The 22,324-nt window shown below is 72.8% G+C and carries 18 protein-coding genes and 1 tRNA gene; 8 read left to right on the top strand and 11 right to left on the bottom strand.

What is annotated here, in order from left to right:
* The first annotated feature begins 148 nt into the window (after window positions 1–148).
* Window positions 149–1,675 (top strand): ATP-dependent DNA ligase, encoded by a 1,527-nt coding sequence (locus tag ACZ6RT_RS00365; RefSeq protein ID WP_399187074.1) that lies wholly within the window; start codon window positions 149–151, stop codon window positions 1,673–1,675.
* Window positions 1,676–1,818: 143 nt separating this feature from the next.
* Here ACZ6RT_RS00365 and ACZ6RT_RS00360 read toward each other — a convergent pair whose 3' ends face one another.
* Window positions 1,819–2,409, bottom strand: a complete 591-nt coding sequence (locus tag ACZ6RT_RS00360) for a magnetosome magnetite crystal formation protein family (RefSeq protein WP_470151543.1) — start codon at window positions 2,407–2,409, stop codon at window positions 1,819–1,821.
* A 194-nt stretch (window positions 2,410–2,603) separates the two neighbouring features.
* Here ACZ6RT_RS00360 and ACZ6RT_RS00355 point away from each other — a divergent pair, with 194 nt between their 5' ends.
* Window positions 2,604–2,942 carry a hypothetical protein gene (locus tag ACZ6RT_RS00355; RefSeq protein WP_399187076.1) on the top strand — a complete coding sequence of 113 codons (339 nt, stop codon included), beginning with the start codon at window positions 2,604–2,606 and terminating at the stop codon, window positions 2,940–2,942.
* Here the strand turns inward: ACZ6RT_RS00355 and ACZ6RT_RS00350 are convergent.
* The 5 genes from ACZ6RT_RS00350 to ACZ6RT_RS00330 form a co-directional block, all read right to left on the bottom strand.
* Window positions 2,921–4,030, bottom strand: coding sequence for a DUF4192 domain-containing protein (locus ACZ6RT_RS00350; protein ID WP_470151541.1), 1,110 nt, complete (start codon window positions 4,028–4,030; stop codon window positions 2,921–2,923). The two genes, ACZ6RT_RS00355 and ACZ6RT_RS00350, sit on opposite strands and share 22 nt — an antisense overlap.
* Window positions 4,031–4,430: 400 nt before the next feature.
* Window positions 4,431–5,288: an EI24 domain-containing protein gene (locus tag ACZ6RT_RS00345; RefSeq protein WP_470151539.1), complete on the bottom strand. Its 858-nt coding sequence runs from the start codon at window positions 5,286–5,288 to the stop codon at window positions 4,431–4,433.
* A 292-nt stretch (window positions 5,289–5,580) separates the two neighbouring features.
* On the bottom strand, window positions 5,581–6,168 hold the full coding sequence (locus ACZ6RT_RS00340; RefSeq protein ID WP_399187080.1) for a Maf family protein: 588 nt from the start codon (window positions 6,166–6,168) through the stop codon (window positions 5,581–5,583).
* 253 nt (window positions 6,169–6,421) lie between these two features.
* Window positions 6,422–8,503 carry an ATP-dependent zinc metalloprotease FtsH gene (gene ftsH / locus ACZ6RT_RS00335; protein ID WP_470151537.1) on the bottom strand — a complete coding sequence of 694 codons (2,082 nt, stop codon included), beginning with the start codon at window positions 8,501–8,503 and terminating at the stop codon, window positions 6,422–6,424.
* Window positions 8,504–8,776: 273 nt separating this feature from the next.
* Complete coding sequence (locus tag ACZ6RT_RS00330; protein ID WP_470151535.1) at window positions 8,777–9,838, bottom strand: hypothetical protein; 1,062 nt, start codon at window positions 9,836–9,838, stop codon at window positions 8,777–8,779.
* 108 nt (window positions 9,839–9,946) lie between these two features.
* Between ACZ6RT_RS00330 and ACZ6RT_RS00325 the strand changes: the two genes are divergently transcribed.
* Window positions 9,947–10,957: a DUF3616 domain-containing protein gene (locus ACZ6RT_RS00325; protein ID WP_470151533.1), complete on the top strand. Its 1,011-nt coding sequence runs from the start codon at window positions 9,947–9,949 to the stop codon at window positions 10,955–10,957.
* Here the strand turns inward: ACZ6RT_RS00325 and ACZ6RT_RS00320 are convergent.
* Window positions 10,895–12,298, bottom strand: a complete 1,404-nt coding sequence (locus ACZ6RT_RS00320; RefSeq protein ID WP_470151531.1) for an MFS transporter — start codon at window positions 12,296–12,298, stop codon at window positions 10,895–10,897. The two genes, ACZ6RT_RS00325 and ACZ6RT_RS00320, sit on opposite strands and share 63 nt — an antisense overlap.
* Window positions 12,299–12,621: 323 nt before the next feature.
* Between ACZ6RT_RS00320 and ACZ6RT_RS00315 the strand changes: the two genes are divergently transcribed.
* The 3 genes from ACZ6RT_RS00315 to ACZ6RT_RS00305 all read left to right on the top strand — a co-directional run bounded on the left by ACZ6RT_RS00315 (window position 12,622) and on the right by ACZ6RT_RS00305 (window position 15,877).
* Window positions 12,622–14,364, top strand: coding sequence for an ABC transporter family substrate-binding protein (locus ACZ6RT_RS00315; protein WP_399187085.1), 1,743 nt, complete (start codon window positions 12,622–12,624; stop codon window positions 14,362–14,364).
* An 85-nt stretch (window positions 14,365–14,449) separates the two neighbouring features.
* A complete protein-coding gene (locus tag ACZ6RT_RS00310; protein WP_470151528.1) occupies window positions 14,450–14,842 on the top strand; it encodes a DUF3224 domain-containing protein in 393 nt (130 codons plus the stop codon).
* Window positions 14,843–15,022: 180 nt separating this feature from the next.
* A complete protein-coding gene (locus ACZ6RT_RS00305) occupies window positions 15,023–15,877 on the top strand; it encodes a Stf0 family sulfotransferase (RefSeq protein WP_470151526.1) in 855 nt (284 codons plus the stop codon).
* Window positions 15,878–16,071: 194 nt separating this feature from the next.
* Here the strand turns inward: ACZ6RT_RS00305 and ACZ6RT_RS00300 are convergent, their stop codons facing one another.
* Entirely contained in the window at window positions 16,072–16,908 is an 837-nt protein-coding gene (locus ACZ6RT_RS00300; protein ID WP_470151524.1) for a TetR/AcrR family transcriptional regulator, read from the bottom strand.
* A gap of 104 nt (window positions 16,909–17,012) precedes the next feature.
* Between ACZ6RT_RS00300 and ACZ6RT_RS00295 the strand changes: the two genes are divergently transcribed.
* Window positions 17,013–18,659 carry an ATP-binding cassette domain-containing protein gene (locus tag ACZ6RT_RS00295; protein ID WP_470151521.1) on the top strand — a complete coding sequence of 549 codons (1,647 nt, stop codon included), beginning with the start codon at window positions 17,013–17,015 and terminating at the stop codon, window positions 18,657–18,659.
* An 81-nt stretch (window positions 18,660–18,740) separates the two neighbouring features.
* Here ACZ6RT_RS00295 and ACZ6RT_RS00290 read toward each other — a convergent pair.
* The 3 genes from ACZ6RT_RS00290 to ACZ6RT_RS00280 all read right to left on the bottom strand — a co-directional run bounded on the left by ACZ6RT_RS00290 (window position 18,741) and on the right by ACZ6RT_RS00280 (window position 21,304).
* Window positions 18,741–18,813, bottom strand: a tRNA-Ala gene (locus ACZ6RT_RS00290).
* A 262-nt stretch (window positions 18,814–19,075) separates the two neighbouring features.
* The gene (locus tag ACZ6RT_RS00285) at window positions 19,076–20,665 is read right to left on the bottom strand and encodes a vWA domain-containing protein (RefSeq protein WP_470151519.1); all 1,590 of its coding nucleotides are present in this window, start codon (window positions 20,663–20,665) and stop codon (window positions 19,076–19,078) included.
* 99 nt (window positions 20,666–20,764) lie between these two features.
* On the bottom strand, window positions 20,765–21,304 hold the full coding sequence (locus ACZ6RT_RS00280; protein WP_470151518.1) for a TIGR03086 family metal-binding protein: 540 nt from the start codon (window positions 21,302–21,304) through the stop codon (window positions 20,765–20,767).
* Here ACZ6RT_RS00280 and ACZ6RT_RS00275 point away from each other — a divergent pair.
* On the top strand, window positions 21,273–22,313 hold the full coding sequence (locus ACZ6RT_RS00275; protein ID WP_470151517.1) for a helix-turn-helix domain-containing protein: 1,041 nt from the start codon (window positions 21,273–21,275) through the stop codon (window positions 22,311–22,313). The genes ACZ6RT_RS00280 and ACZ6RT_RS00275 overlap by 32 nt on opposite strands.
* Window positions 22,314–22,324: the final 11 nt, after the last annotated feature.

Here is a 22,324-nt window from a genome sequence, read left to right as displayed (position 1 = left end):
GGGCGGCCCTGCGCGTTCCGGGCCCCTGTTCGCGCGCCTTCCCTCCCCGGTACGTCCCCGCAGGCCTCGGGCGGCGCGGCGGGACGACTCGGAAAAAGCAGGGCCCGACCTCACCGAAATGTCGCCCGCAGCTCTTAGGCTGGCCCATGTGTTGTTGATCGATCTCGCACGCACCTCTGCGGCCGTGACCGCCGGTTCCGCCCGGCTGGCGAAGATCGCCCACCTGGCGGAGCTGCTCGGCCGGGTGGAGCCGGACGAGGCGGAGATCGCCATCGCCTACCTCTCCGGCGAGCTGCCGCAGCGCAACGTCGGCGTGGGCTGGAGAAGCCTGCAGGACCCGCCCGAGCCGCGGCTGGCCGCCACCGCCACACTCCGCGAGGTCCACGACCGCCTCGACCGGGTCAAGGCACTGACCGGGCCCGGCTCACAGGGCGCGCGCAAGGCGCTGCTCGCCGAGCTGTTCGGTTCCCTGACCCGCCAGGAGCAGCTCTTCCTGACGCGGTTGCTGCAGGGCGAGCTGCGACAGGGCGCGCTCGAGGGTGTGATGATCGAGGCCGTCGCGAAGGCGGCCGGGGTGCCCGCGGCCGAGGTCAGGCGGGCCCTGATGCTCCGCGGCTGGCTGCCCGCCGTCGGCGCCGCCGCGCTGAGCGGCGGGATCGAGGCGTTGCGCGCCTTCCACCTGGAGGTCGGCCGGCCGGTGTCGCCGATGCTCGCCCAGAGCGCCGTCTCCATCGAGGCCGCGTTCGACAAGCTCGGCGGGCCCGCCGCGGTCGAGTGGAAACTCGACGGTGTCAGGATCCAGGCGCACCGTGCGGGCGACCGGGTCTCGGTCTTCACCCGGACGCTGGACGACATCACCGCGCAGGTGCCCGAGCTCGTCGAGGCGGTCGGCGCGCTGCCCTCGTCCGATCTGGTGCTGGACGGCGAAGTCCTCGCGATGCGCGCCGACGGCCGCCCCGAGCCCTTCCAGGTCACCTCCGGTCGCGTGTCCAGCCGCACGGACGTGCAGCGTGCCCGTGAGAGGGTCCCGCTGAGCGTCTTCTTCTTCGACGCGCTACGGGCCGACGGCGCCGACCTGCTCGACCTGCCCGGCGAGGCGCGCCATGCCGCCCTGGCCCGGGCCGTGCCTCCCGAGCTGATGACCCCCCGCCTGGTCACCGCCGACGTCGCCGACGGCGAGACGTTCTTCAAGGACGCGGTCAGGAGCGGGCACGAGGGCGTGGTGGTCAAGTCGCTGCTGACGCCCTACGCCGCCGGACGGCGCGGGGCCGGCTGGATCAAGGTGAAACCCCGGCACACGCTCGACCTCGTCGTCCTGGCCGTCGAGTGGGGCAGCGGCCGCCGCGAGGGCCTGCTCTCCAACCTGCACCTGGGCGCCCGGGACCCGGAGACCGGTGGATTCGTCATGCTCGGCAAGACCTTCAAGGGACTGACCGACGAGCTGCTCGCCTGGCAGACCGAACGCCTCCTCGCCATCGCGGAGGGCCCGACCGACGGGTGGACGGTCACCGTTCGTCCCGAGCTCGTCGTCGAGATCGCCTTCGACGGCGTGCAGCGCTCCAGCCGCTACCCCGGCGGTGTGGCGTTGCGCTTCGCCAGGGTCATCCGCTACCGCTCCGACAAGACGGCCGACCAGGCCGACACCGTGGAGATGGTCCGCTCCCTCATGCTCTGACGACCCGCCCCCGACGGCCCCCTCCCGTGGGGGCATACCCCGCCCCAGGCCCCCGCCCCCCAGGCCCCGGGAAGGGACCGGCCGGTCGGCCCTCCCCCCCCCCCCCCCCCCCCCCCCCCCGGCACGGGCGCGGTGTGCCGGACTCACTTCACCAGGCGCACCGTGAAGGGGTAGCGGAAGTCGCCGTCACTCGCTCCCGCGACCCCGCCGATCACCGACAGGACCACGCCGCCGATCCAGAGCAGGGGGGTCAGCACCGCGCCCACGATCGTCGCGACCAGCAACACGGTCACCGCGATCAACGTCAGCTGGAAGTTGAGAGCCTCCACCGAGTGGGCGCGGACGTAGGGCGAGTTCTTTCCCGCGGTGAACATCAGGACCAGCGGCCCGAGGACGGGCAGGCCCGCCAGCGGAAGCAGGTGTGCCAGGGCCGCGCCCAGACGCTCCCCGCTCGTCTCTCCCCGTCCGACCATGCCTCCCTGACGCATGAACGCCGACCGGCCGTCGACGGGCGGGTAGAGGACAGGGTGTGCCGGATGCCCGCCGTACAGCTCGTTCATGATCGGAATCAGGTCGCCGTGCACGCGGGCCGTCATCGCCCGCTCCAGCCGGTCCTCGAATTCGATCCTGTCGAGCCTTCCCTCCGCATAGGCGGTCTTGACGTGCTCGACCACCTGCTCACGATCCTGGTTGCCCACCCGGAGTGTGGGGTGATCGGGTCGCAGACCCGCCACCGGCACTCTCCCGTGCCCCGGGCCCGCTGGTGTCACTGTGCCTGCCATGAGACCGATACCCTTTCGTCGCCTCTTCCCTTTCGATACTGGCCCGGATCGTCGTCTCGGCACATCAGGATGAACCCCCATAGGCCCCTGAGACGCACCCCTGGCATTCGTGCCGGGGAACAAGCAGGAGAGGTATACAGGGAGACATGAGATGGCGAGATCGCTATGGGTTGAGGCGCCTGCGCGGGCCGAAGATCGCCAAGTTCGATCGCGAGGCGACCGACGCCGACATCGAGGCGCTCATCGCCTTCGCGAAGTCGCGTCGCGGTGTGGAGTTCTACGTCGAACCCGAGACGTTCGCGACGGACACCACGGCGGTGGCCGTCGCCGACGACGGTGAGTGGACCCGGCGACGGGTCGGCTCCCCCGCGGTGATCGGCAAGGTGGCACGCGGCCTGTCCCTGCCCGTCTACGACGTTCAACTGACCGGTTATCCGGCTCGGATGAGGGCCTACAACGAACGTCAGCGGCGCGCGGAAGGCTGAGCCGGCACACCGGCGGTCACGGCCCTGCGGCCTGGGCCGCCGGTATCGTCGAGCAACACGGCCATCGGCAGCAGCCAGGCCATCCTGGGAACGCCCATCTCCTGGTCGAGGTCCTCCGGGCTGGGCATCCTGTCGTTGAGGGCATGCGGCGGGACCAGCGTGCGGATGGCGTGCAGGAGCAGGTTCGCCATGGAGTAACCGGGGTCGGCGTCGTGCGCCCGGCCGAGGGCGACGCCCGCGAGCGCGGAGTCGCCTCGGCGCCAGGCGACCAGGCCGAGCAGCGAGGCGACCGGCGGCACGAACCTCGGCTCCAGGCGCCGGGTGAGGTCGTGCCACAGCTTGAGGTGGACGTCGTGGTCGTCATCGGTGATCAGCGCCCATGCCTCGTCCCGGATCCTGATCACCGCCAGGTCGAGCCCCAGCCGGGCCGCCTGGTCGTCGTCGAGCCGTCCGCCCGAGGCGTGGACGGCGATCGCCTCACGGACCCTGGCCATGCCGTCCGCGACGAACTCCGCCGCGAACCCGTCGGCGTCGCGGCACCCGGCGAGCCTGTCGCGCATCTCCCGCGTGACGCGGGCTGTCGCCTCACGGATGGCCGCCCGCTCGGAGCCGGTCACCGGATCGAGCGAGCGCTCCAAGGTCCGCCGGTCCGGAAGGGCGACCAGCCCTTGCAGGGTCGCCTCGGCGGCCACCGCGCCGGCACGCCGCTCGTAGGGCGTGCCGTCGACCGGGCAGCAGTCGCTCCGCGAGCAGCCGTACGACCAGTAGCGGCCCTGCTCCACCCGGAGCGCGTCGACGACGGTCAGACTCCCCGCGCGGAAGAGCGCCACGGCCGCGTCGACGGCCGGGGTGACCAGAGGGCCGGGGCCGTACCCGACCACGACGACCTCGGTCACCCCCTCCTTCCTGAAGAGGGGGACGACCTGGCCGAGCCCGTCGGGCGGCAGCGGCAGATCCCATCGGACGGTGAGGTGCAGCCTGCTCGTCGCCGAGCCGCCGGTGAGGCCGATGACGACGAGGCTCTCGGCCGGATGGAACCCCAGCAGGTAGGGAACGGCCCCCAGGACGTCCTCGGTGGAGCCGAGCATGAGCCGTGGCGGCGGTGACGCCGAAGCCCTTGCGGGCCGCGGGGAGGCCGCTGGTCGCGGTGGGTCCCCGGGTTTCGAGGGATGCGGCTGGGGCCTTGGGGAGGGCACCGGCCGCGAAGCCCGCGTCGATCGTGAAGGACCCGTGGCTCGTGAGGGGTTCGCGGATCGTGAGGGGTCCGCGGACTCCGAGGAACGGGCGGATCGTGAGGAGCGGGCAGGTCGTGAGGGGCGCGCGGGTCGCGGGGAGGGCGCGGGGTGCGGGGGCGTCGGCTCGGGCGAGGCCGGTGGCGTGCTGTCCGTTGTCATGGCCGCAGCCTCCCGGACGCCGGCCCTCCCCATCGGGCCGAATCTCATTCTGTGGACAACGCCCGGTTTTCCACAGCCGGAACGAAGGGCCTTCTCAGACGCCCCTGTCCGTACGAGGATTCACCCGTGGGTCCACACGCGGGTTCGTGAGCGGGTCCGCACGCCGGTCTCCTCCGGCCGCTCCGGCCGTTCCGGTCGCGGGCGCGGACGGTGCCAGGCGGTTACGGACCATGATGGCCGCGCCGGCCACGGCGGCGGGCATCGCGATGACCGCGACGAACGGGATGAGGAAGAGCAGGAAGAGCAGCACCCCGAAACCGAGGGCGGGAGCCTTGTTCCCCCGGAGCAGGCCGAACCGGCGCTTGCGTGCCATCCCCCTGCGTTCCAGGGCCAGTGTGGTCAGCTCGACGGTGAGGAAGAAACCCGACACCAGCGCACCCAGGACCGGCACCACCGTCTGCCCGACCACCGGTATGAAACCGAGGAAGAACAGCGGCACAGTGAAGAGCAGCAACCATCCGAGAGTGACCAGGCTGTCCCTGATGGATCGGGGGATGGACTTCCACAGCGGAAGCTCGTGACCGGTCGGCACCTCCCCGTAGGTCCCCTCCACCTTCTCCGAGAGCTTCTCGTAGAACGGGTCGCCCACGATGAGGGTGACCGCGGTGAAGGTCACCACGGACAGGACCAGTCCCGCCCCGAAGAGCGCCAGCCCGATCACCGCGCGCAGCGCGGTCCGGGCCGATTCGTCCCACCCCTCGGCGAACGGCGTGCCCCAGGCGGCGATCTCCAGCGCGTTCGTGCCGAGGAGGTAGAGGGCCGCCGCGTAGAGGGCGAACGCGATCAGAGCCGGGATCAGCCCGAACAACCACCAGCGCGGGTAGCGCGCCACCCAGCGCACTCCCTGGAAGAAGAACCCGATGCCGTCCAGAAAGGAGCGGAAATGACCCATGGCGGAAGATTATCGGGCTCGGACGCGGTAGGTGACAGCGCGCCGCCTCGTCCTCCCCCGAACCGTCCATGACGAAAGCCCCGGCCGGACCTGGGCCGGATCAGGTCCCGTCGGACTCGCATCAGATCCCACCGGCCCGGATCAGGTCTCGTCGGGCTCGCATCAGGTCTCGTCGGGCTCGGGTCGGATCTCGTTGACCGGGTCGGATCTCACCGAGCCCAGGCCAGATCCCGTCGGCCGGGCCGGGTCTCGCCATGCCCGGGCGAGGTCGCGCGGCCCGCACCGGCCGGGCTCAGCGCCACAGGGTGGGTACGGGGACCCCGAGGGTGGCGAGGAGACGGCGGAGCAGGGGCAGGGACAGGCCCAGGACGTTGCCGTGGTCGCCGTCGATGCCCTCGACGAACCAGCCGCCGCGACCGTCCAGGGTGAAGGCCCCCGCCACGTGGAGGGGCTCTCCCGTGGCGACGTAGGCGGCGATCTCGTCGTCGTCGGGCGTGCCGAAGCGTACGGTCGTGGCGCCCACGTCCGCCGCCTCGCGCCCGTTCACCACGTCGATCACGCAGTGTCCGGTGAGCAGGCGGCCCTCGCGCCCTCGCATACCGTGCCAGCGGGCGACGGCCTCCTCGGGAGAGGACGGCTTGCCGTAGGCCCGGCCGTCGAGTTCGAGCACGGAGTCGCAGCCGACGACCAGGCCGTCGGACAGGTTTCCGGCCACCACCGCGGCCTTGGCGCGGGCCAGCGCGAGGCAGAGCTCGGCTGGGCTGTCGGCGGTGACGGCGGCCTCGTCCACGCCGCTGACGATCACTTTGGGATCCAGCCCGGCACTGCGCAGCAGGGCGAGACGGGCGGGTGAGGCGGAAGCGAGCACGATCTGGGTCACGCCGGTCGAGCCTAGCGCGGCCTCGCCGGTCCCCCCGCCACGGACGGGACGCGCCTGCACGAACCGCCACGGACAGGACGTGCCTCCACGAGACACGCGGCCCAGCCGGGTCCATGAACAGCGCGGCCACCTGGGCTCCACGAACAGCGCGGCTCACCCGAACTCCGCGAAGCACCGGCCCACCCAGCTCCATGAAGCACCCCCCACGGCTCCGCGAAGCACCTGCCCACCCAGGCTCCGCGAAGAGCGCGGCTCACACAGGGGGCGAAGGGGGACGGCCCGGCGGGATCGGGAGCCGCCGGGGCGGGGGCGGGGACATGGGGTCCGGAGCCGGGCGGCGCGGGAGGCCCGCGGCGTCGTACGCCTCGGCCTCGCCCAGGGTCTCGTTCTCCAGCAGCGCGGCGGCGATGCCGTCCAGGCGGTCGCGGTTCTCCCCCAGGACCGCGAGGGCGACCTCGTAGCACTCGTCCACGATGCGCCGGACCTCCTGGTCCACGGTGGCGAGGGTGTCCGGCGCCGCGGTGGGCCGGCCGTCGGCGGACTCGGGCAGGACGGTCAGCGGGCCGATCCTGGCGGACATGCCCCAGCGGCCGACCATGCCGCGGGCGATCACGGTGACCTGTTCCAGGTCGCTCTCCGAGCCGGTGGTCACGACGCCGTAGACGATCTGCTCGGCCGCCATGCCGCCGAGGGCACCGACGATCCGTTCCCGCAGGTGCCTCTCGTCGTAGGCGTACCGGTCGGTGTCGGGCGTGGAGAGGGTGACGCCCAGCGCCCGTCCGCGCGGGATGATCGAGACCTTCCTGACCGGGTCGGCACCCGGCTGGAGCATGCCGAGCAGCGCGTGGCCCGCCTCGTGGTAGGCGGTCCGTCTCCGCTCGTCCTGCGGGATCACGACGGCGCGGGCCGCGCCGAGCAGGATCTTCTCCAGCGCGTCGGCGAAGTCGGCGGAGTGCACCTTCTCGTTGCCCCGCTTGGCGGCGAGCAGCGCGGCCTCGTTGACGAGGTTGGCCAGGTCCGCGCCGGTCATGCCCGGGGTGGTCCTGGCGAGCCGCTCCAGGTGCACGTCCCCGGCGAGCGGCACGCCGCGGCTGTGCACCCGCAGGATCGCCAGCCGCCCGTCGGCGTCCGGTGCGGAGACCACGACGGTACGGTCGAACCGGCCGGGCCGCAGCAGCGCCGGATCGAGCACCTCCGCCCGGTTGGAGGCGGCGATCACGATGACGCCCTCGGAGCCGGTGAAGCCGTCCATCTCGGTGAGGATCTGGTTGAGCGTCTGCTCGCGCTCGTCGTGGCCGCCGATGGTGCTGCCGCCGCGTACCCGGCCGATCGCGTCGATCTCGTCGATGAAGATGATCGACGGGGCGACCTTGCGGGCCTCCTCGAACAGCTCGCGCACCCGCGAGGCGCCCACCCCCACGATCATCTCGATGAACTCCGACGCGCTCGCCGAGAAGAACGGCACGTCCGCCTCGCCCGCCACGGCGCGGGCGAGAAGGGTCTTGCCGGTGCCGGGCGGACCGGCGAGCAGCACGCCCTTGGGCAGCTTCGCCCCGAGCCTGCGGTACTTGTCGGGGTCCTTGAGGTAGTCGACCACCTCGGCGACCTCGTTCTCGACCTCGTCGATGCCGGCCACGTCGTCGAAGTCGACCCGGACCCTGTCCTGCTCCACCGGTTTGGCCGACTTCGACCTGCCGAGACCGCCGAGACCGCCCACCCCGCCGCCCATGGCACCGGCCGCCGCGCGCCGCATGAACCAGATCCACAACCCGGCCAGCAGCAGCACCGGGAACAGGGAGAGCAGCAGGTTCACCAGGAAACCCCGGTCGCCGCCGACGGGCTCGGCCCTGATGTTCACCCCCGTCGCGGTGAGCCGGCGGTAGAGCTCGTCCTCGTCGGCGAAGACCGGCAGCTCGGTGGAGAACCGGTCGTACTGCTTGTCGTCGCTGTCGGGGTCGCGGGCGGGCTTCCTGAGGGTGCCCTGGATGGACGGGCCCGTGGCGTAGAGGTCCTTGACGTTGGCCGCCCGTACCTGCCGGGTGAACTCGGTGTAGGAGATCGGCTCGGTGACGTCGTCGAAGAACGAGGAGACCACGAAGAAGGCCGCGTAGACGACGGCCAGCGTCAGCAGGAAGCGCAGCCAGCTGATGCGCGGGCGCTGCGGGGCGGACGAGCGGTCGGGCAGGCCCTCGGACCTCCAGGGCTTGGAGCCGCTGCCCTCCTCGCCCCTGTCGCCGTCCCTCTGGCGGCCCGTCTCGCCGGACGGCCACCGGCCCGGCCCTTTGCGCTGCCGGAACGGCCGGCTGGACGGCTGCTGAGACGCCGGTCGCTTCACGACTTCCCCCTCGACGACCCGGGGGGACGTGCCGGACGGGCGCCCGGCGATGCGTCCGGCGACCGGGCTCCGTCGCGCGGCCCCCGTCACGCGGCCCCGGCGGACTCCGGTGAGCGAGCCCCGACGAGCGAGCTCCGGCGAGCGGGCTGCTGCGATCGGGGTGCTGTGAGCGGACGAGGACCGCCGCGCGTACGGCGGCGAGGCGACCGGCCGTGAAATCCCCCCGAATTTCACCTGGTCACGCGGACAAGGCGAATCCTGCCCCGGCCGGGCTCACTTCAATCTGAGCGAGGAGACCGCGGTGTTGATGGCGCGCCAGTGCTTCTTCTGGGTGTCGGGGATCGTCACGAAGAGCATCCCCGGCTTGGACGCGGATCCCTCGGTCACCGCGACGGCCGCCATGGAGGAGCGCGCCTTGCCCTTGCGCTCGTACTTCACCCGGTAGGCGAGCAACCAGCCGTCCTTGATCGGCTGCGAGGCCGTCCAGGTGATCTTTCCGCCCTTGGGGTGGTGGTTGAGCGTCCACCGGGCCGCCAGCAGGGCGGTGTCCTTGGTCTCCTGCTGCACCAGGATCGGCACCGGGCAGGTCACCAGCATCGCCCGGTGGGCCGCCCCCTTCACCTTGGGCAGCACCTGCCTGGTGGAGAACGGCGAGGCGCCGAAGACCTTCCAGGGCTTGTCCAGGCGGGCCAGCGAGACACCCGACCGGCGGTCGTTGAGACGGCGCTTGCCCGCGTCCGCCGCGCCGGGGAGGCGGCCCAGCTTCTTGTCGCGGGGCAGTTCGGGCACCCGGGGGTCGGCGAGGGCCGCGATGACGGCACTGCGGTCCGGAGACACGGCCGAACCGGACGGTGAGGACGAGGACGACGCCGTGGGCGACGCGGACGCCGACGGGCTCGCCGAGGCCGAGGGGGATCCCGAGGCCGACGGGGACGCCGACCCCGAGGCGGAGGCCGACACCGGCGCGGACGGCTCCGGCGAGACGGGCCCGGTGGTGGCCGGACCGGGCGAGGGCGGCGCGGCAGATGGCGCGGCGATCTGCCCCGTTCGCTCCTCGCCCGGTTGATCTGGGGTGCCCGACATCAGGAAGCCGACCACGGCCGCGACCGCGACGGCGAGCACCGCGGCGCCCACGGCCAGGGCGCGGTAGATCACGCGCATCGGCAGGTCACCGATGCGGGACCGCTTCACGGCCGGGATCTGCGGGGACGGCGTCCTGCGGGGGATCTCCGCGGCGACCCTCGGCAGCTCCGAGGTGTCCGCGTCGGCGGTCGCGTACGTCGGCGTGGAACCCGTCTCCCGGGCCCCCTGAGTCCCACCCAACCCATCGAGCACGATCGGGAGCGTACGACAAATCCGGTTTTCTCGCGTGGGATCCCCATCACACTTCGGGAACGAGTGCCTTCCTCCCCGTCGGCCGGACCATGCTGCGATGATTCCGGAATGTTCGTGGAACGCCAGGTGGAGATCAGGTTCGACGCCTCCTCACGCGAGGCGAGGACGCACACCAACCTGTCCGCGGTGCGCACCGACGCCCTGGGGCTCTGGCTGGCCGGTGACGAGACCGCCACCGTCGAGCACCTGGCGTTCCGCGGCGGCCGTTACGACGACCAGCGCACCTTCTTCCTCGCCGACTTCGTGGACCTGCCCGCCGGGCGCGAGGAGGAGGCCGACATCGAGGGGCTGGGCCGGGCGGACGGCTGGCTGTGGGCGATCGGGTCGCACAGCCTCAAGCGCAGGCGGATCAAGAGGGGGCATCCGCCGCACAAGGCCCGCCGCCGCCTCGCCACCGTGGTGCGCGAGGAGAACCGCTTCATCCTGGTACGGCTGCCGCTCGTCGGGGCCACCCCGGTCCGCGAGGACGGCAACCGCAGGGCGGAGATCCTGTCGGGTCCCGGCCGCAACCTGGCCGACCTGCTGGCCGGCGATCCGCACCTGGGCCCGTTCGTGTCGATCCCCAGCAAGGACAACGGCCTGGACGTCGAGGGCGTCGCCGTGCTGGGCGGGCGGCTGTTCGTCGGCCTGCGCGGCCCGGTGCTGCGCGGCTGGGCCACGGTCCTGGAGATCCGGCCGGAGAGCGATCCGGGGCGTCCGGGCTTCCTGCGGCTGGCCGGCATCGGCGGCGGACCGTACCGGACGCACTTCCTCGACCTGGGCGGGCTCGGCGTGCGCGACATGTGCCCGTACCGGGACGGGCTGCTGATCCTGGCCGGGCCGACCATGAGCCTGGACGGACCGGTGCGCCTGCTGCGCTGGGACCCGCTGGACGAGCCGTCCGTCCTGCACGAGCCGGTGCCGGTCGGCGACCTTCCGTACGGCGACGGCTGCGACCACCCGGAGGGGATCACCGTGCTCGACGGCGACCGCCTCCTGGTGGTCCACGACAGCCCGTCAGCGCAGCGGCTCACCCCGCAGGGCGGCGTGCTCGCCGACATCGTCAGGATGCCCCGCTGAGCGTACGACAGGGTCGCCGGGCCGTCCTTCAGGGTCGCCGGGCCCTGCGTCGGGGCCGCCCGCGTGGTCGCCGGACCGCCGGCGGGCGATGGCCAGCGACATGACCGCGGCGGCCAGGCAGAGCGCTCCGGCGGCGTACCAGGCGAGGTCGTAGGCGCCGAATTGATCGCGGGTGATCCCGGCCGCGGTCGCGGCGACCGCCGCGCCGATCTGGTGCGAGGCGAAGACCCAGCCGAACACCACTCCCCCGTCGGGACCGTAGATCTGGCGGCAGAGCGCCACCGTCGGCGGGACCGTGGCCACCCAGTCGAGGCCGTAGAAGACGATGAAGACGAGCATGCTGGGTTCGGCGCTGTCCCCGAACAGGCTCGGCAGGGCCAGCAGCGACAGGCCGCGCAGCCCGTAGTAGGCGCCCAGCAGCAGGCGCGAGTCGATCCTGTCGCTCAGCCAGCCGGACGCGACGGTGCCGACCACGTCGAAGATCCCGATCAGCGCGAGCAGCCCGGCGGCGACCGGCTGGGCCATGCCGTGGTCGTGGGCGGCGGGGATGAAGTGGGTGCCCACCAGGCCGTTGGTGCTCATCCCGCAGATCGCGAACCCCCCGGCGAGCAGCCAGAAGGGGCGCGTCCGGGCCGCGCTCCGGAGCACGCCGAGGGCGCGCGAGGCCGCGTTGCCCGGCCGGGTGCCCGGTGCGGGCCGGGCGGGCGGCGGCGCGGCGGGGTCGGCCCCCAGGGCGGTGGTCCCCACGTCCTCGGGCCGGTCCCGCAGCAGGAACCAGACCAGCGGGACCACGACGAGGGCGCACAGGGCGACGGTGAGCGCGGCCGTCCGCCACCCGCTGCCCTCGGCCAGGTGGGCGAGCAGGGGCAGGAAGACCAGCTGGCCGGTGGCGCCCGCGGCGGTGAGCACGCCGGTGACCAGGCCGCGGTGGCGGACGAACCAGCGCTCGGTGAGGGTGGCGGCGAAGACCAGCGCCATGGAGCCGGTCCCCAGGCCGACCATGACCCCCCAGCACATCAGGAGCTGCCAGGGCGCGTCCATCCAGATGGTGAGCCCGCTGCCCGCGGCGACCAGCAGCAGCGCGTACGTCACCACCCTGCGCATGCCGAAGCGGTCCATCAGCGCCGCGGCGAAGGGCGCGATCAGCCCGTAGAGCATCAGGTTGACCGAGACGGCGAGCGAGATCGTGCCCCGCGACCAGCCGAACTCCTCCTGCAACGGTGTGATCAGCACCCCGGGGGTGGCGCGGAAACCGGCCGCGCCGAGAATGGCGACGAAGGCGACCGCCGCCACGATCCAGGCGCGGTGCAGCCCGCGGCCCGGCTGAAGAGTCGTTCTCATGCGCCTCATCATCGGCGGCGCGCCCGTGCCGCCACGAGTGGCCCGAGCGCCAATGTCCGTAAGGATCGGGCCAGGGACGCCCGCGTCCGCCACGGACGCGGAGAATGGTGGGAAGGTCCCTGCCATCTCGCATATTGGCTTAATTCGCTCAAAGGTTATGTTTTTCCTATTCTCGCTCAGAGGGAATCGCGTCCGACGGGGCGACGGGCGGGCGCGGACCCGGTCCCGGGACGACGCCCACGACCACGAGGGGGCGTCCGGACCCGGCTCCGCTCGACCGGCACGGGGGCGACCGGAGATCCGCTGATCGAAGGGGTGGTGCCGTGTTCCACGCACGAAGGCCCGGCGGGGTGCCGGTGCTGCTGGCGGGCGCCGCGCTCCTGCTGGGCGCCTGCGCCGGCCCGGACCCGGACCCGGAGCGGACCCCGGCGAGCTCCGGCCCGGAGCAGGCCCCCCCGGTCGAGACCATCACCTACGCGTACGAGCAGGAGTTCCACTCGTACAACAACAACACCACCGCGGAGAACGCCACCCGCAACTTCGCCCCGCTGCAGCGGGTGCTGACCGGTTTCTGGTTCTACGGCGACAGGGGCGCGATCACCCCCGACCGGGACTTCGGGAACTACCGGAAGATCTCCGACGACCCGCTCACGGTCCGGTACACCATCGACGACAGGGCCGTCTGGTCGGACGGCACCCCGATCGACTGCGACGACGTCATGCTGTGGTGGGCGTTCCGGTCCGGCAAGGTCAGGGGATTCGCCTCCGCCGACACCAACGGCGTCCAGGACACCCGGGTCCCCGACTGCCGCGCCGGCGGCAGGACGTTCGACCTGGTCTACGACAAGCCGTTCGCGGACTGGGTGGCGGGCGGTCCCGGCGCGACCGAGATGCTGCCGGCCCACGTGGTCGCCGCCCGGGACGGCCTGTCGGAGGAGGAGTTCATCGCGGCGGTCAGGGACACCGACGCGGGCAGGCTCGAGAAGGGCATCAGGTTCTTCAACGACGGCTGGGTCTCCGACGGCAGGCTGCCCGACGCCGAGCTGATCCCCTCCTCCGGCCCGTACAAGCTCTCGAAGCTGGACGCCGGGCAGCGGCTGACCCTGGTCGCCAACGACCGGTGGTGGGGCACCCCGGCCGCCACCCCGACGATCGTCGAGCGCTTCATCACCCTCGACGAGCAGGCCCAGGCGCTGCAGAACCGCGAGGTCCAGATCGTCGAGCCGCAGCCGGGGCCGGACGTGCTGCAGCAGCTGCAGTCCCTGAGCGGCGTGCGGGTCAGCGTCTTCGACCGCTACACCTACGAGCACCTGGACTTCAACTTCGACTCCAGCCCGTTCCGGGACGCCCGGCTGCGCGAGGCGTTCGCCCGGTGCGTGCCCCGCCAGCGCATCGTCGACCAGCTGGTCAAGCCGGTCGCGCCCGCGGCCGTGCCGCTGCAGGTCCGTACCGTCGCCCCCTTCCAGGCCAACAGTGCCGAGGTCGTCGCGGCCAGCGGCAGCGCGGACGCGTACACGCGGCAGGACATAGCGGGCGCCAGGGCGCTGCTGAGGCGGGCGGGGAAGATCGGGCTGGAGGTGAGCATCGGCTACCAGACCCCGAACCCGCGCCGTACCGCGGCGGTGCAGCTCATCATCGACTCCTGCAACAAGGCCGGGTTCAAGGTCGTCGACAAGGGGTCCGAGGACTTCCTCGGCACGGTCATGCCGACCAACGGCTACGACGTGGCGCTGTTCGCCTGGTCGGGATCGTCGCTGGTCAGCGGCTGGGCCTCCAACTTCACCTCACCGGAGAAGTGCGACGCCCGCAACAAGGGCAACAACAACGGCTGCTACTCCAGCCAGCGGGTCGACCGTCTCATCGCGAGGCTGAACTCCACGGTGGACCTGGGCGCCCAGAACCCGATCATCGGCGAGATCGAGAAGCGGCTCTGGAGCGACCTGGCCACCATCCCGCTCTTCCAGCACCCGGGGCTCAGCGCGTGGGACGAGACGCTCAGGAACGTCGTCCCGAACCCGGCGCAGTCGACCGTCACCTGGAACATGGACCGCTGGAGCCGCTCCTGACGCGGAGGTGCCGTACCTGACATCAGCTGACAGGTACGGGCGTCATGCTGGTGAGGACAGACGACGTTCCTCTTGGGAGTCCCCTATGCCGCGTGCCGCCGGAACCTTCACCATCGACAGCTGGGAGCCCGAGCCCTACGACGAGGCCGACGGGGCCACGCTCACCCGCGTCCACCTCACCAAGACCTTCGACGGCGACATGACCGGTACCAGCACGACCGACATCATCACCGCGGTGGCCCAGGTCGAGACGTCCGCGGCGTACGCGGGCTTCGAGCGCTTCACCGGGACCGTGCACGGCCGCAAGGGCACCTTCGTGCTGCACCACACGGCCTCCGCCGAGGGCGAGGACACCGGGCTGAGCTGGACGATCCTGCCCGACTCGGGGACCGGTGAGCTGACCGGCATCCGCGGTGGCGGCCAGATCGTCAACGACGACGGCGCCCACTCCTTCCACCTGGACTACGAACTCGGCTGAGCCGGACCCGACCGGGGTCCGGCCGGGGAGGCCCGGCCGGGGGGTCGGCCGGAGGGCGGGGCCGGGGCTCGTTCGGAGAGCCGGCCGGGGCTCGCCCGGAAGGTTCGGCCGGGGAGCCGGTCCGGGCCCGGCCGGAAAAGCGGTTGCGCGGCCCGGTCACCACGGCCCTACCGTGTCGTCGTGACCGGATCGCAGGAGGCCTCCGCGCGGATCGATTCGTACTTCGTCTGTGCCACCCCGCGGACGGGGAGCTCACTCCTTCTGGGCCTGCTGGAGTCGACCGGCGTCGCCGGCCGGCCGCAGGCCTACTTCCGTGAGCCCGACGAACCGCTGTGGGCCGACCGGTGGCGGATTCCGCGTACCGCGCGGGGCGGCTTCGACTACGCCGACTACGTCCGGGCGGCACTGGCCACCGGCCGCGGCGGGAACGGCGTGTTCGGCGCGAAGCTCATGTGGGGGACCGTCGAGCACGTCGTCGCCCGGCTGGGAGCGGTGCACCCCGATCTCGCGGGCGACGACGCGGCCCTGCTGGACCGGGTGTTCGGCCGGACGCGCTTCGTCCTCCTGCGGCGTGACGACGTGGTGGCGCAGGCCGTGTCGTGGCTGCGCGCGGAACAGACCGGCGTCTGGTTCGTCGGCGGGAACGGGGAGATCAGCGGCGCCGCCACCGGTGACGGGCGGCCTCCCGTCTTCGACCGCGACGGGATCGACCGTCTCGTCCGGACGATCGGGGAGCACAACGCGGCCTGGGAGACGTGGTTCGCCGCCCGCGGGATCCGGCCGTACCGGATGCGGTACGAGGACCTCGCCCGTGACCTGGAGGGGAGCACCCGGGACCTTCTGGGATTCCTCGGGCTCGACGTGCCCGCGGACCGGACGGTCACGGCACGGCACCGGCGTCAGGCCGACGAGCTCACCCGCCGGTGGACTGCCCGCTACCGGGAGGGGGCATCGGCCTCGCGACCGGCCCACGGGACGCCCACCGGCGACCGGCCCCATCCGGAGGGCGACGGGAGCCCGCCACGACCACGGTGACCGTCACGGCGCTCCGGCCGTGACGGGAGCCGCCCATGACATCCGGGACGCCCAGAAAGCCCAGGACGCCCGGGATGCCGGGGACGCCGGGGACGCCGGGGACGCCGGGGACGCCGGGGGCGCGGTGCTCACGGGCGGGTCCCGGCCCGGGGCGACGGCCGTCCCCATGACCCGCTCCCGGTGACGCGGCCGCTTCAGGCTCGCGTGACACCGTCGCCGCCGTCGGCATTGTCGGCACCGTCGTCGCCGTCGGCACCGTCGTCGCCGTCGGCACCGTCGGCACCGTCGGCATTGTCGTCGCTGCCGGCGCCGTCGGCCCCGGTGATGCCCGCCTGGATGCCGTCCAGAAGCCAGTTCAGGGCGAGGGCGAAGCCGGTGTCCCAGTCGCCCTCCACGACGAGGGGGCCGTGGGCGGCGAGGGCCGGGTACCGCTCCCGGTTGTCGCGCAGGTGTTCCCGGGCGGCCCCGCGCACGTCCTGCCCGGTGTCGGCCGGCCAGGTGGCCTGCATCAGCCCGGAGCCGATGACGTAGTTGGACAGCCCGTACGCCGCGGCGGTGAGCCGGGGTTCGGTGACCCCGGCCTCCAGGAGGGTCGCGTACAGGAACTCGCTGCGGGCCAGCACGTTCGGGCCGAGCATCGGACGGCTCAGCAGTGCCGCCGACCAGGGATGCCTCAGCAGGACCGCGCGCCATCCGCCGAGCAGCGCGGTGATGTCGGCGCGCCACCCCCGGCCGCTCCCCGACGGGATCTCGACCTCGGCGAAGATCGCGTCCAGGGCGAGGTCGAGGACGTCGTCCTTGGTCCTGACATGCCAGTACAGCGTGGTGGAGCCGGTGCCGAGCCGTTCGGCCAGGCGCCGCATGGTCAGCCGGTCGGCGCCTTCGGCGTCCAGGAGGGCCACCGCCTCCTCGACGATCCGCTCCCTGCTGAGCGGCGGGGCGTCGCGTCCCCGTCGCGCGGGCGGCCGCAGCCACACCTCTCCCGCGGCTGCCGGTCGGCGTTTCCCCGTCTCGGTCTTGCTCGTGTCCACGGGAACGAGTCTAGTATGACGATCGAACACCGGATCATTGGTCCGGTCACTGGAACAACGATCCAGAAGCCATGAGGGACCGGAGTTCGCGTGAAGGAGGAGCCGTGGCGGGACACGTCGAGGTCGACCGGCTGACCTGTGTGCTGCCGGACGGGCGGCTGCTTCTGCACGAGGTGTCGTTCCGGGTCGGGGAGGGGGTCAAGGCCGCCCTGGTGGGGCCGAACGGCGCGGGCAAGACCACCCTGCTGCGGCTGATCGCCGGGGACCTGCGGCCGGACGACGGCCGCGTGGTCTCCTCCGGAGGGCTGGGGGTGATGCGGCAGTTCATCGGCGGCATCCGCGACGGCCGGAGCGTGCACGACCTGCTGCTGTCGGTGGCACCGGACCGGATCCGGGCGTCGGCCGCGGCCCTGGCGCGGGCGGAGGCGGCGCTGGCCGCCGCCGCCGCCGCCGACGACGACGACGACGAGGCGACGCAGCTGGCGTACGCGCAGGCCGTCGCCGACCACGTCGACGCCGGCGGCTATGACATGGAGGTCGTCTGGGACGTCTGCGCCACCGAGTCCATGGGCGTGTCCTACGACGCGATACGGGACCGCCCGGTGGCCTCCCTGTCGGGAGGCGAGCAGAAACGCCTCGTCCTGGAGGCCCTGCTGCGCGGCCCGGACGAGGTCCTGCTGCTGGACGAACCTGACAACTACCTGGACGTACCCGGCAAGGAGTGGCTGGAAGGGCGGCTGCGGGCCACGGACAAGACCGTGCTGCTGGTCTCCCACGACCGCAGGCTCCTGGCCGAGGCCGCCGACCGGATCGTGACCGTGGAGGACCGCGGCGTCTGGATCCACGGCGGAGGCTTCGCCACCTACGCCACCGCACGCCAGGAGCGCATCGACCGGCTGGAGGAGCGGCGCCGCCGGTGGGACGAGGAACACGCCAGGCTCAGGAGGCTGACCCGCACCCTGCAGCAGACCGCGGCGAACAACGACGCGCTGGCGTCGGCCTACCGGGCCGCGCGCACCAGGCTCGGCCGCTTCGAGGAGGCCGGCCCGCCGCAGCGCCCGCCCAGGACGCAGAACGTGCGGATCCGGCTGCGCGGCGGACGTACCGGCAAACGCGCCGTCGTCTGCGAGGACCTGGAGCTCACCGGCCTGATGCGCCCGTTCGGCACCGAGATCTGGTACGGCGAGCGGATCGGGGTGCTCGGCTCCAACGGCTCTGGCAAGAGCACCTTCCTGCACCTGCTGGAACAGGCCGCCGACGGCGCGGTGCCCGCGGTGCCGCACCGTGGTTCGGTCCGGCTGGGAGCGCGGGTGACACCCGGCCGGTTCGTGCAGACCCACGCGCGGCCGGACCTGCACGGCCGCACCCCGGCCGAGCTGGTCACGACCGGCCACGCGCTCACCCTGAACGAGGCGATGGCCGCCCTGGCCCGCTACGAGCTCGCCCCCGCGGCGGGCCAGCGGTTCGAGACCCTGTCCGGCGGCCAGCAGGCCCGGTTGCAGATCCTGTTGCTGGAGCTGTCCGGCGCCACCCTGCTGCTGCTCGACGAGCCCACCGACAACCTGGACCTGGCCAGTGCCGAGGCCCTGCAGCAGGGTCTGGCCTCCTTCTCCGGCACCGTGCTGGCCGTCACCCACGACCGCTGGTTCGCCGCCGACCTCGACCGGTTCCTGATCTTCGGTTCCGACGGGACCGTGTACGAGAGCGCCGAACCGGTCTGGCACGAGGGCCGGGTCGAGCGCGCCCGCTGAAACGACGAGATCCCGCCCGATCGAGGTGATCGGACGGGATCTCGTGAACTGCCTTCGGGCCGCTGCGAGAACGGCTCGACGTGGAGCTATGGGGATTCGAACCCCAGACCTCCTCCATGCCATGGAGGCGCGCTACCAGCTGCGCCATAGCCCCTCGGACGCCGGGCGTCCGGGTGTCCCCGGAACCGGCCCGGCGACGACGCCAGTGTATAGGAAACCATCGCGCACCCTGTAACCACGATCACGCGGCGGCCCGGGGACGCGAGGGCCCGGGGACGCGAGGGCCCGGTGACCCCGGGACGCGGGCGCCGGTACGCGGCTCCCGGGGCACGCTCGTCGACGCACGACCGCCGGAGCACGGCTCCCGGAGCACGGTCGCCGGAACACGGTCAAGGCGCGGGCCCCGGGCGCTCCCGTCAGTCCAGCGCGACGGCCTGCTTGATCAGGCCGGCGAGCTCGGTCACCGCCGGGTCCTCGGTCGAGGCGGCCAGGCGGGTGGCGTGGGAGACCAGGTCGGCGGGCGCCACCCCCGCGATCCTCTCGCGGGCGCGCAGGTACTCGGCGAAACCGGCGGCGACCACGTCCACCTGGAACCTCGGCGCCGCGCCCTGCCAGAGCGACGCCGCCAGGTCCCTCGCGCCCAGCGAGCGGGACGCCTCGGCCGGAGCGCGGGTGTCGGGGTCCTGCCAGCGCACGGTGGCGGTGGCCAGCTGGCCCGACGCCCCGTCGCGCAGCCGCACCTCGTACAGGGCGGTCACCGAGTGACCGGGGCCGATCTCGCCGCCGTCCTTGGCGTCGTCACGGAAGTCCCCGGCCGCGATCCGCCGGTTCTCGTAACCGATCAGGCGGTACGACGTCACGGCCGAGGGGTTGAACACGACCTGCGCCTTGGCGTCCCGGGCCCGCAGGTCGAGGTTGGTGGCCAGCTGCTCGACGAAGACCTTGCGCGCGTCGTCGGCGGAGCCGACGTAGACGGCGGCGCCGTCGCCGTTGTCGGCGAGCTGTTCCATCAGCTCGTCGCCGTAGTCGCGGCCGACGCCGACGCAGAGCAGGGTGATCTTCTTGCCCGCGGCCTCGGCGACCCGGTCGAGGATGCCCTGCCAGGTGGTGTCGCCGGTGTTGGCCAGGCCGTCGGAGAGCAGGACGACCCGGTTGACCGCGGCCGGCCGGAAGCTCGCCGCGGCCTCGTCGTACCCCTGGGTCAGTCCCGCCTCCAGGTTGGTCGACTGCTGCACGGCCAGGCGCTCGACGGCGGCGTGCAGCCGGTCCTTCTCGGTCGCCGGGGTCATCGGGAGGACGACCTCCGCCGCTTCGCTGAAGGCGACGACCGAGACCCGGTCACCGGGCCCGAGCTGGTCGACGAGCCGGTGCAGGGCCTCCCTGACCAGGTCGAGCCTGCCTGGCTCGCCCATGGAGCCCGACACGTCCACCACGAAGGTCAGGTTCGCGGGCCTGCGGGACTCCGCGTCGGTCCCGCGGGTCTGCAGGCCGACGCGGAGCAGGGCGGTGCCGTTCCCCGGCGTGCGCGCGCCGTCCATGTGCACGGTGAAGCCGTCGTCCTCGGGCTCGGCGTAGTCCTGCGCGAAGGAGTTGACGAACTCCTCGGGCCGGACCTGGCCCGCTTCCGGCCACCTGCCCTCGCCCAGGAGCCTCCTGCTGTAGCCGTAGGAGGCGGTGTCCACGTCGAGGGAGAAGGTGGAGATCTGCTCGGCCGCGGTGTCGTGGCTCCGCTCGGCCTCGGGTGCGGCCGAGCTCTCGGCGCTCTCGGAGGTCTCGGCGCTGTCGGTGTCGGCGGGCTCTTCGGCCTCCCCCGCGCGGGTCGTGGCCCGGCCCCGGGACGCCGCGCGGTCGTCGCCGCCGCGCGGCGGGGCGATCTCCGACGGTCCCGACCGGCCCGACGCGGGCATCGGTACGGATCCCTGCTCCGACCCTCCGCCACAGGCGGCGGCCGACAGCAGGGCGAGCACGGCGAGGGCAGTGGCGAGCGGGCGGTACCGGTACGTCATGTCGCCTCCTAGGGATGCGTGTCACCCCCTACGACGACCTCTCGCGAACATCGGCCGATCGCTTGACCCAAGCGAGCGCAAACCGTGTTCGACGCGTGATCAGGGTTTCCAGCCCGGGTCCCGCCCGGCGAGCCCGAGCGCCCGTTCGAACGGCGAGGCGTCCGCCGGTACGGGCACCTCCTCGCCGAAGACACCCCTGGGCCGTCCCTGCGGCGCCATCTGCGCGACGAACGCGGCCAGCAGCTCCCCTGTCCCGGCGTCCACGGTGAACTCCCGGCCGGTGGCCCTGGCCAGGTCCCAGCCGTGCATCACCATGTCGTTCAGCGCCATCCGGAGCACCACGCTCATCGGCAGGCCCATGCCGGCGCTGACCCCCTCCGTGGCACCGGGTTCGGACCAGGCGGCGAGCATGTCGGCGGCCCGGGTCGCGAAGGCGTCGCGATCGGAGTCCTGCGGCGGGGGCCGCTCCCCGCGGGACAGCGCGGCGAACATCGCCGACACCCAGGACAGGTGGTCCAGCAGGGCGCCCACGTCGTAGTCCTCGCAGGGGGTGGGCAGGGACAGCTGATCGTCGCGGACGCCACGGGCCAGGGCGACCGTACGGGCCGTGGCGCTCTCCAGCATCTCGATCTCGTTCATGACGGCCATGGTGGCCGACCGGCGTGCCCCCGTATTGAAGAAACGCGACATAGACTCCGGCACCATGCGCGCGCACGCCGGTCCCGGAGCGCCACCGGTCGCGTCCCTGGTCGCGCCACCGGCCATGTCCCCGGTCGCGCCACGGGGAGCCGGAACCGGCGGGACGGCGCCGCCCGGCGCCCGGGACGCGGCCGGCGAGGCCCCGGGCGTGGACCGCTCCGGCACGGCGGGCGTCCCCGCCGACACCCGGGGCATCCTGAACGCCGAGGCGGCCCGGTTCCGCTACACCCGCCACGCCTGCCATCCCGACCTGGCCTTCTTCGTGGAGCATCACTGGATCATCCGCTGGCGGCTGGACGAACCGTACGAGCAGCGGGTCGTGTCCCACTCGTCGGTGAACCTCGTCTTCCAGGAGCGCGGCTCCTGCGTGGCGGGGGTCGTCACCGGTGACCATCGGGAGGTGCTGACCGGCAGCGGGGTCGTCGTCGGCAGCCGTTTCCACCCGGCGGGTTTCCGCCCCTTCCTGGGCGCTCCCCTGTCCACGATCTCCGGTCGCTTCACGCCGGTCTCCGAGATCTTCGGTCCCGGCGCCGACGCCATCGTCCCGGCCGTGCTGGCCGCCCGTGACGAGGAGGCCGTACGCGTCGTGGAGGAGTTCCTGCTCGCCCGGCTGCCGCCCCGCGACCCCGTGGCCGAGGAGGTGGCCCGGCTCGTCGCGGGCGTACTGGACGATCCCGGCATCACCCGCGTCGACCGGCTCGCCGCCCTGCACGGGCTGAGCGTCCGGCGGCTGCAGCGGCTGTTCAACGACTACGTGGGCGTCTCCCCCAAGTGGGTGATCCGCCGCTACCGCATCCACGAGGCCGCCGAGCGGGCCGGGCCCGACACCGACTGGCCGAGGCTGGCCGCCGAGCTGGGGTACAGCGACCAGTCGCACTTCGTCCGGGACTTCGGCTCCGTGGTCGGCATGTCCCCCGCCGCGTACGGCCGGAGCCTGGGGCGGCCCTGACCCGGAGGGCC

The organism is Streptosporangium sp. NPDC050148, from assembly GCF_055586505.1.
Note: the sequence above shows the minus strand (reverse complement) of the source record. Positions and strands in the feature narration are given on the sequence as shown.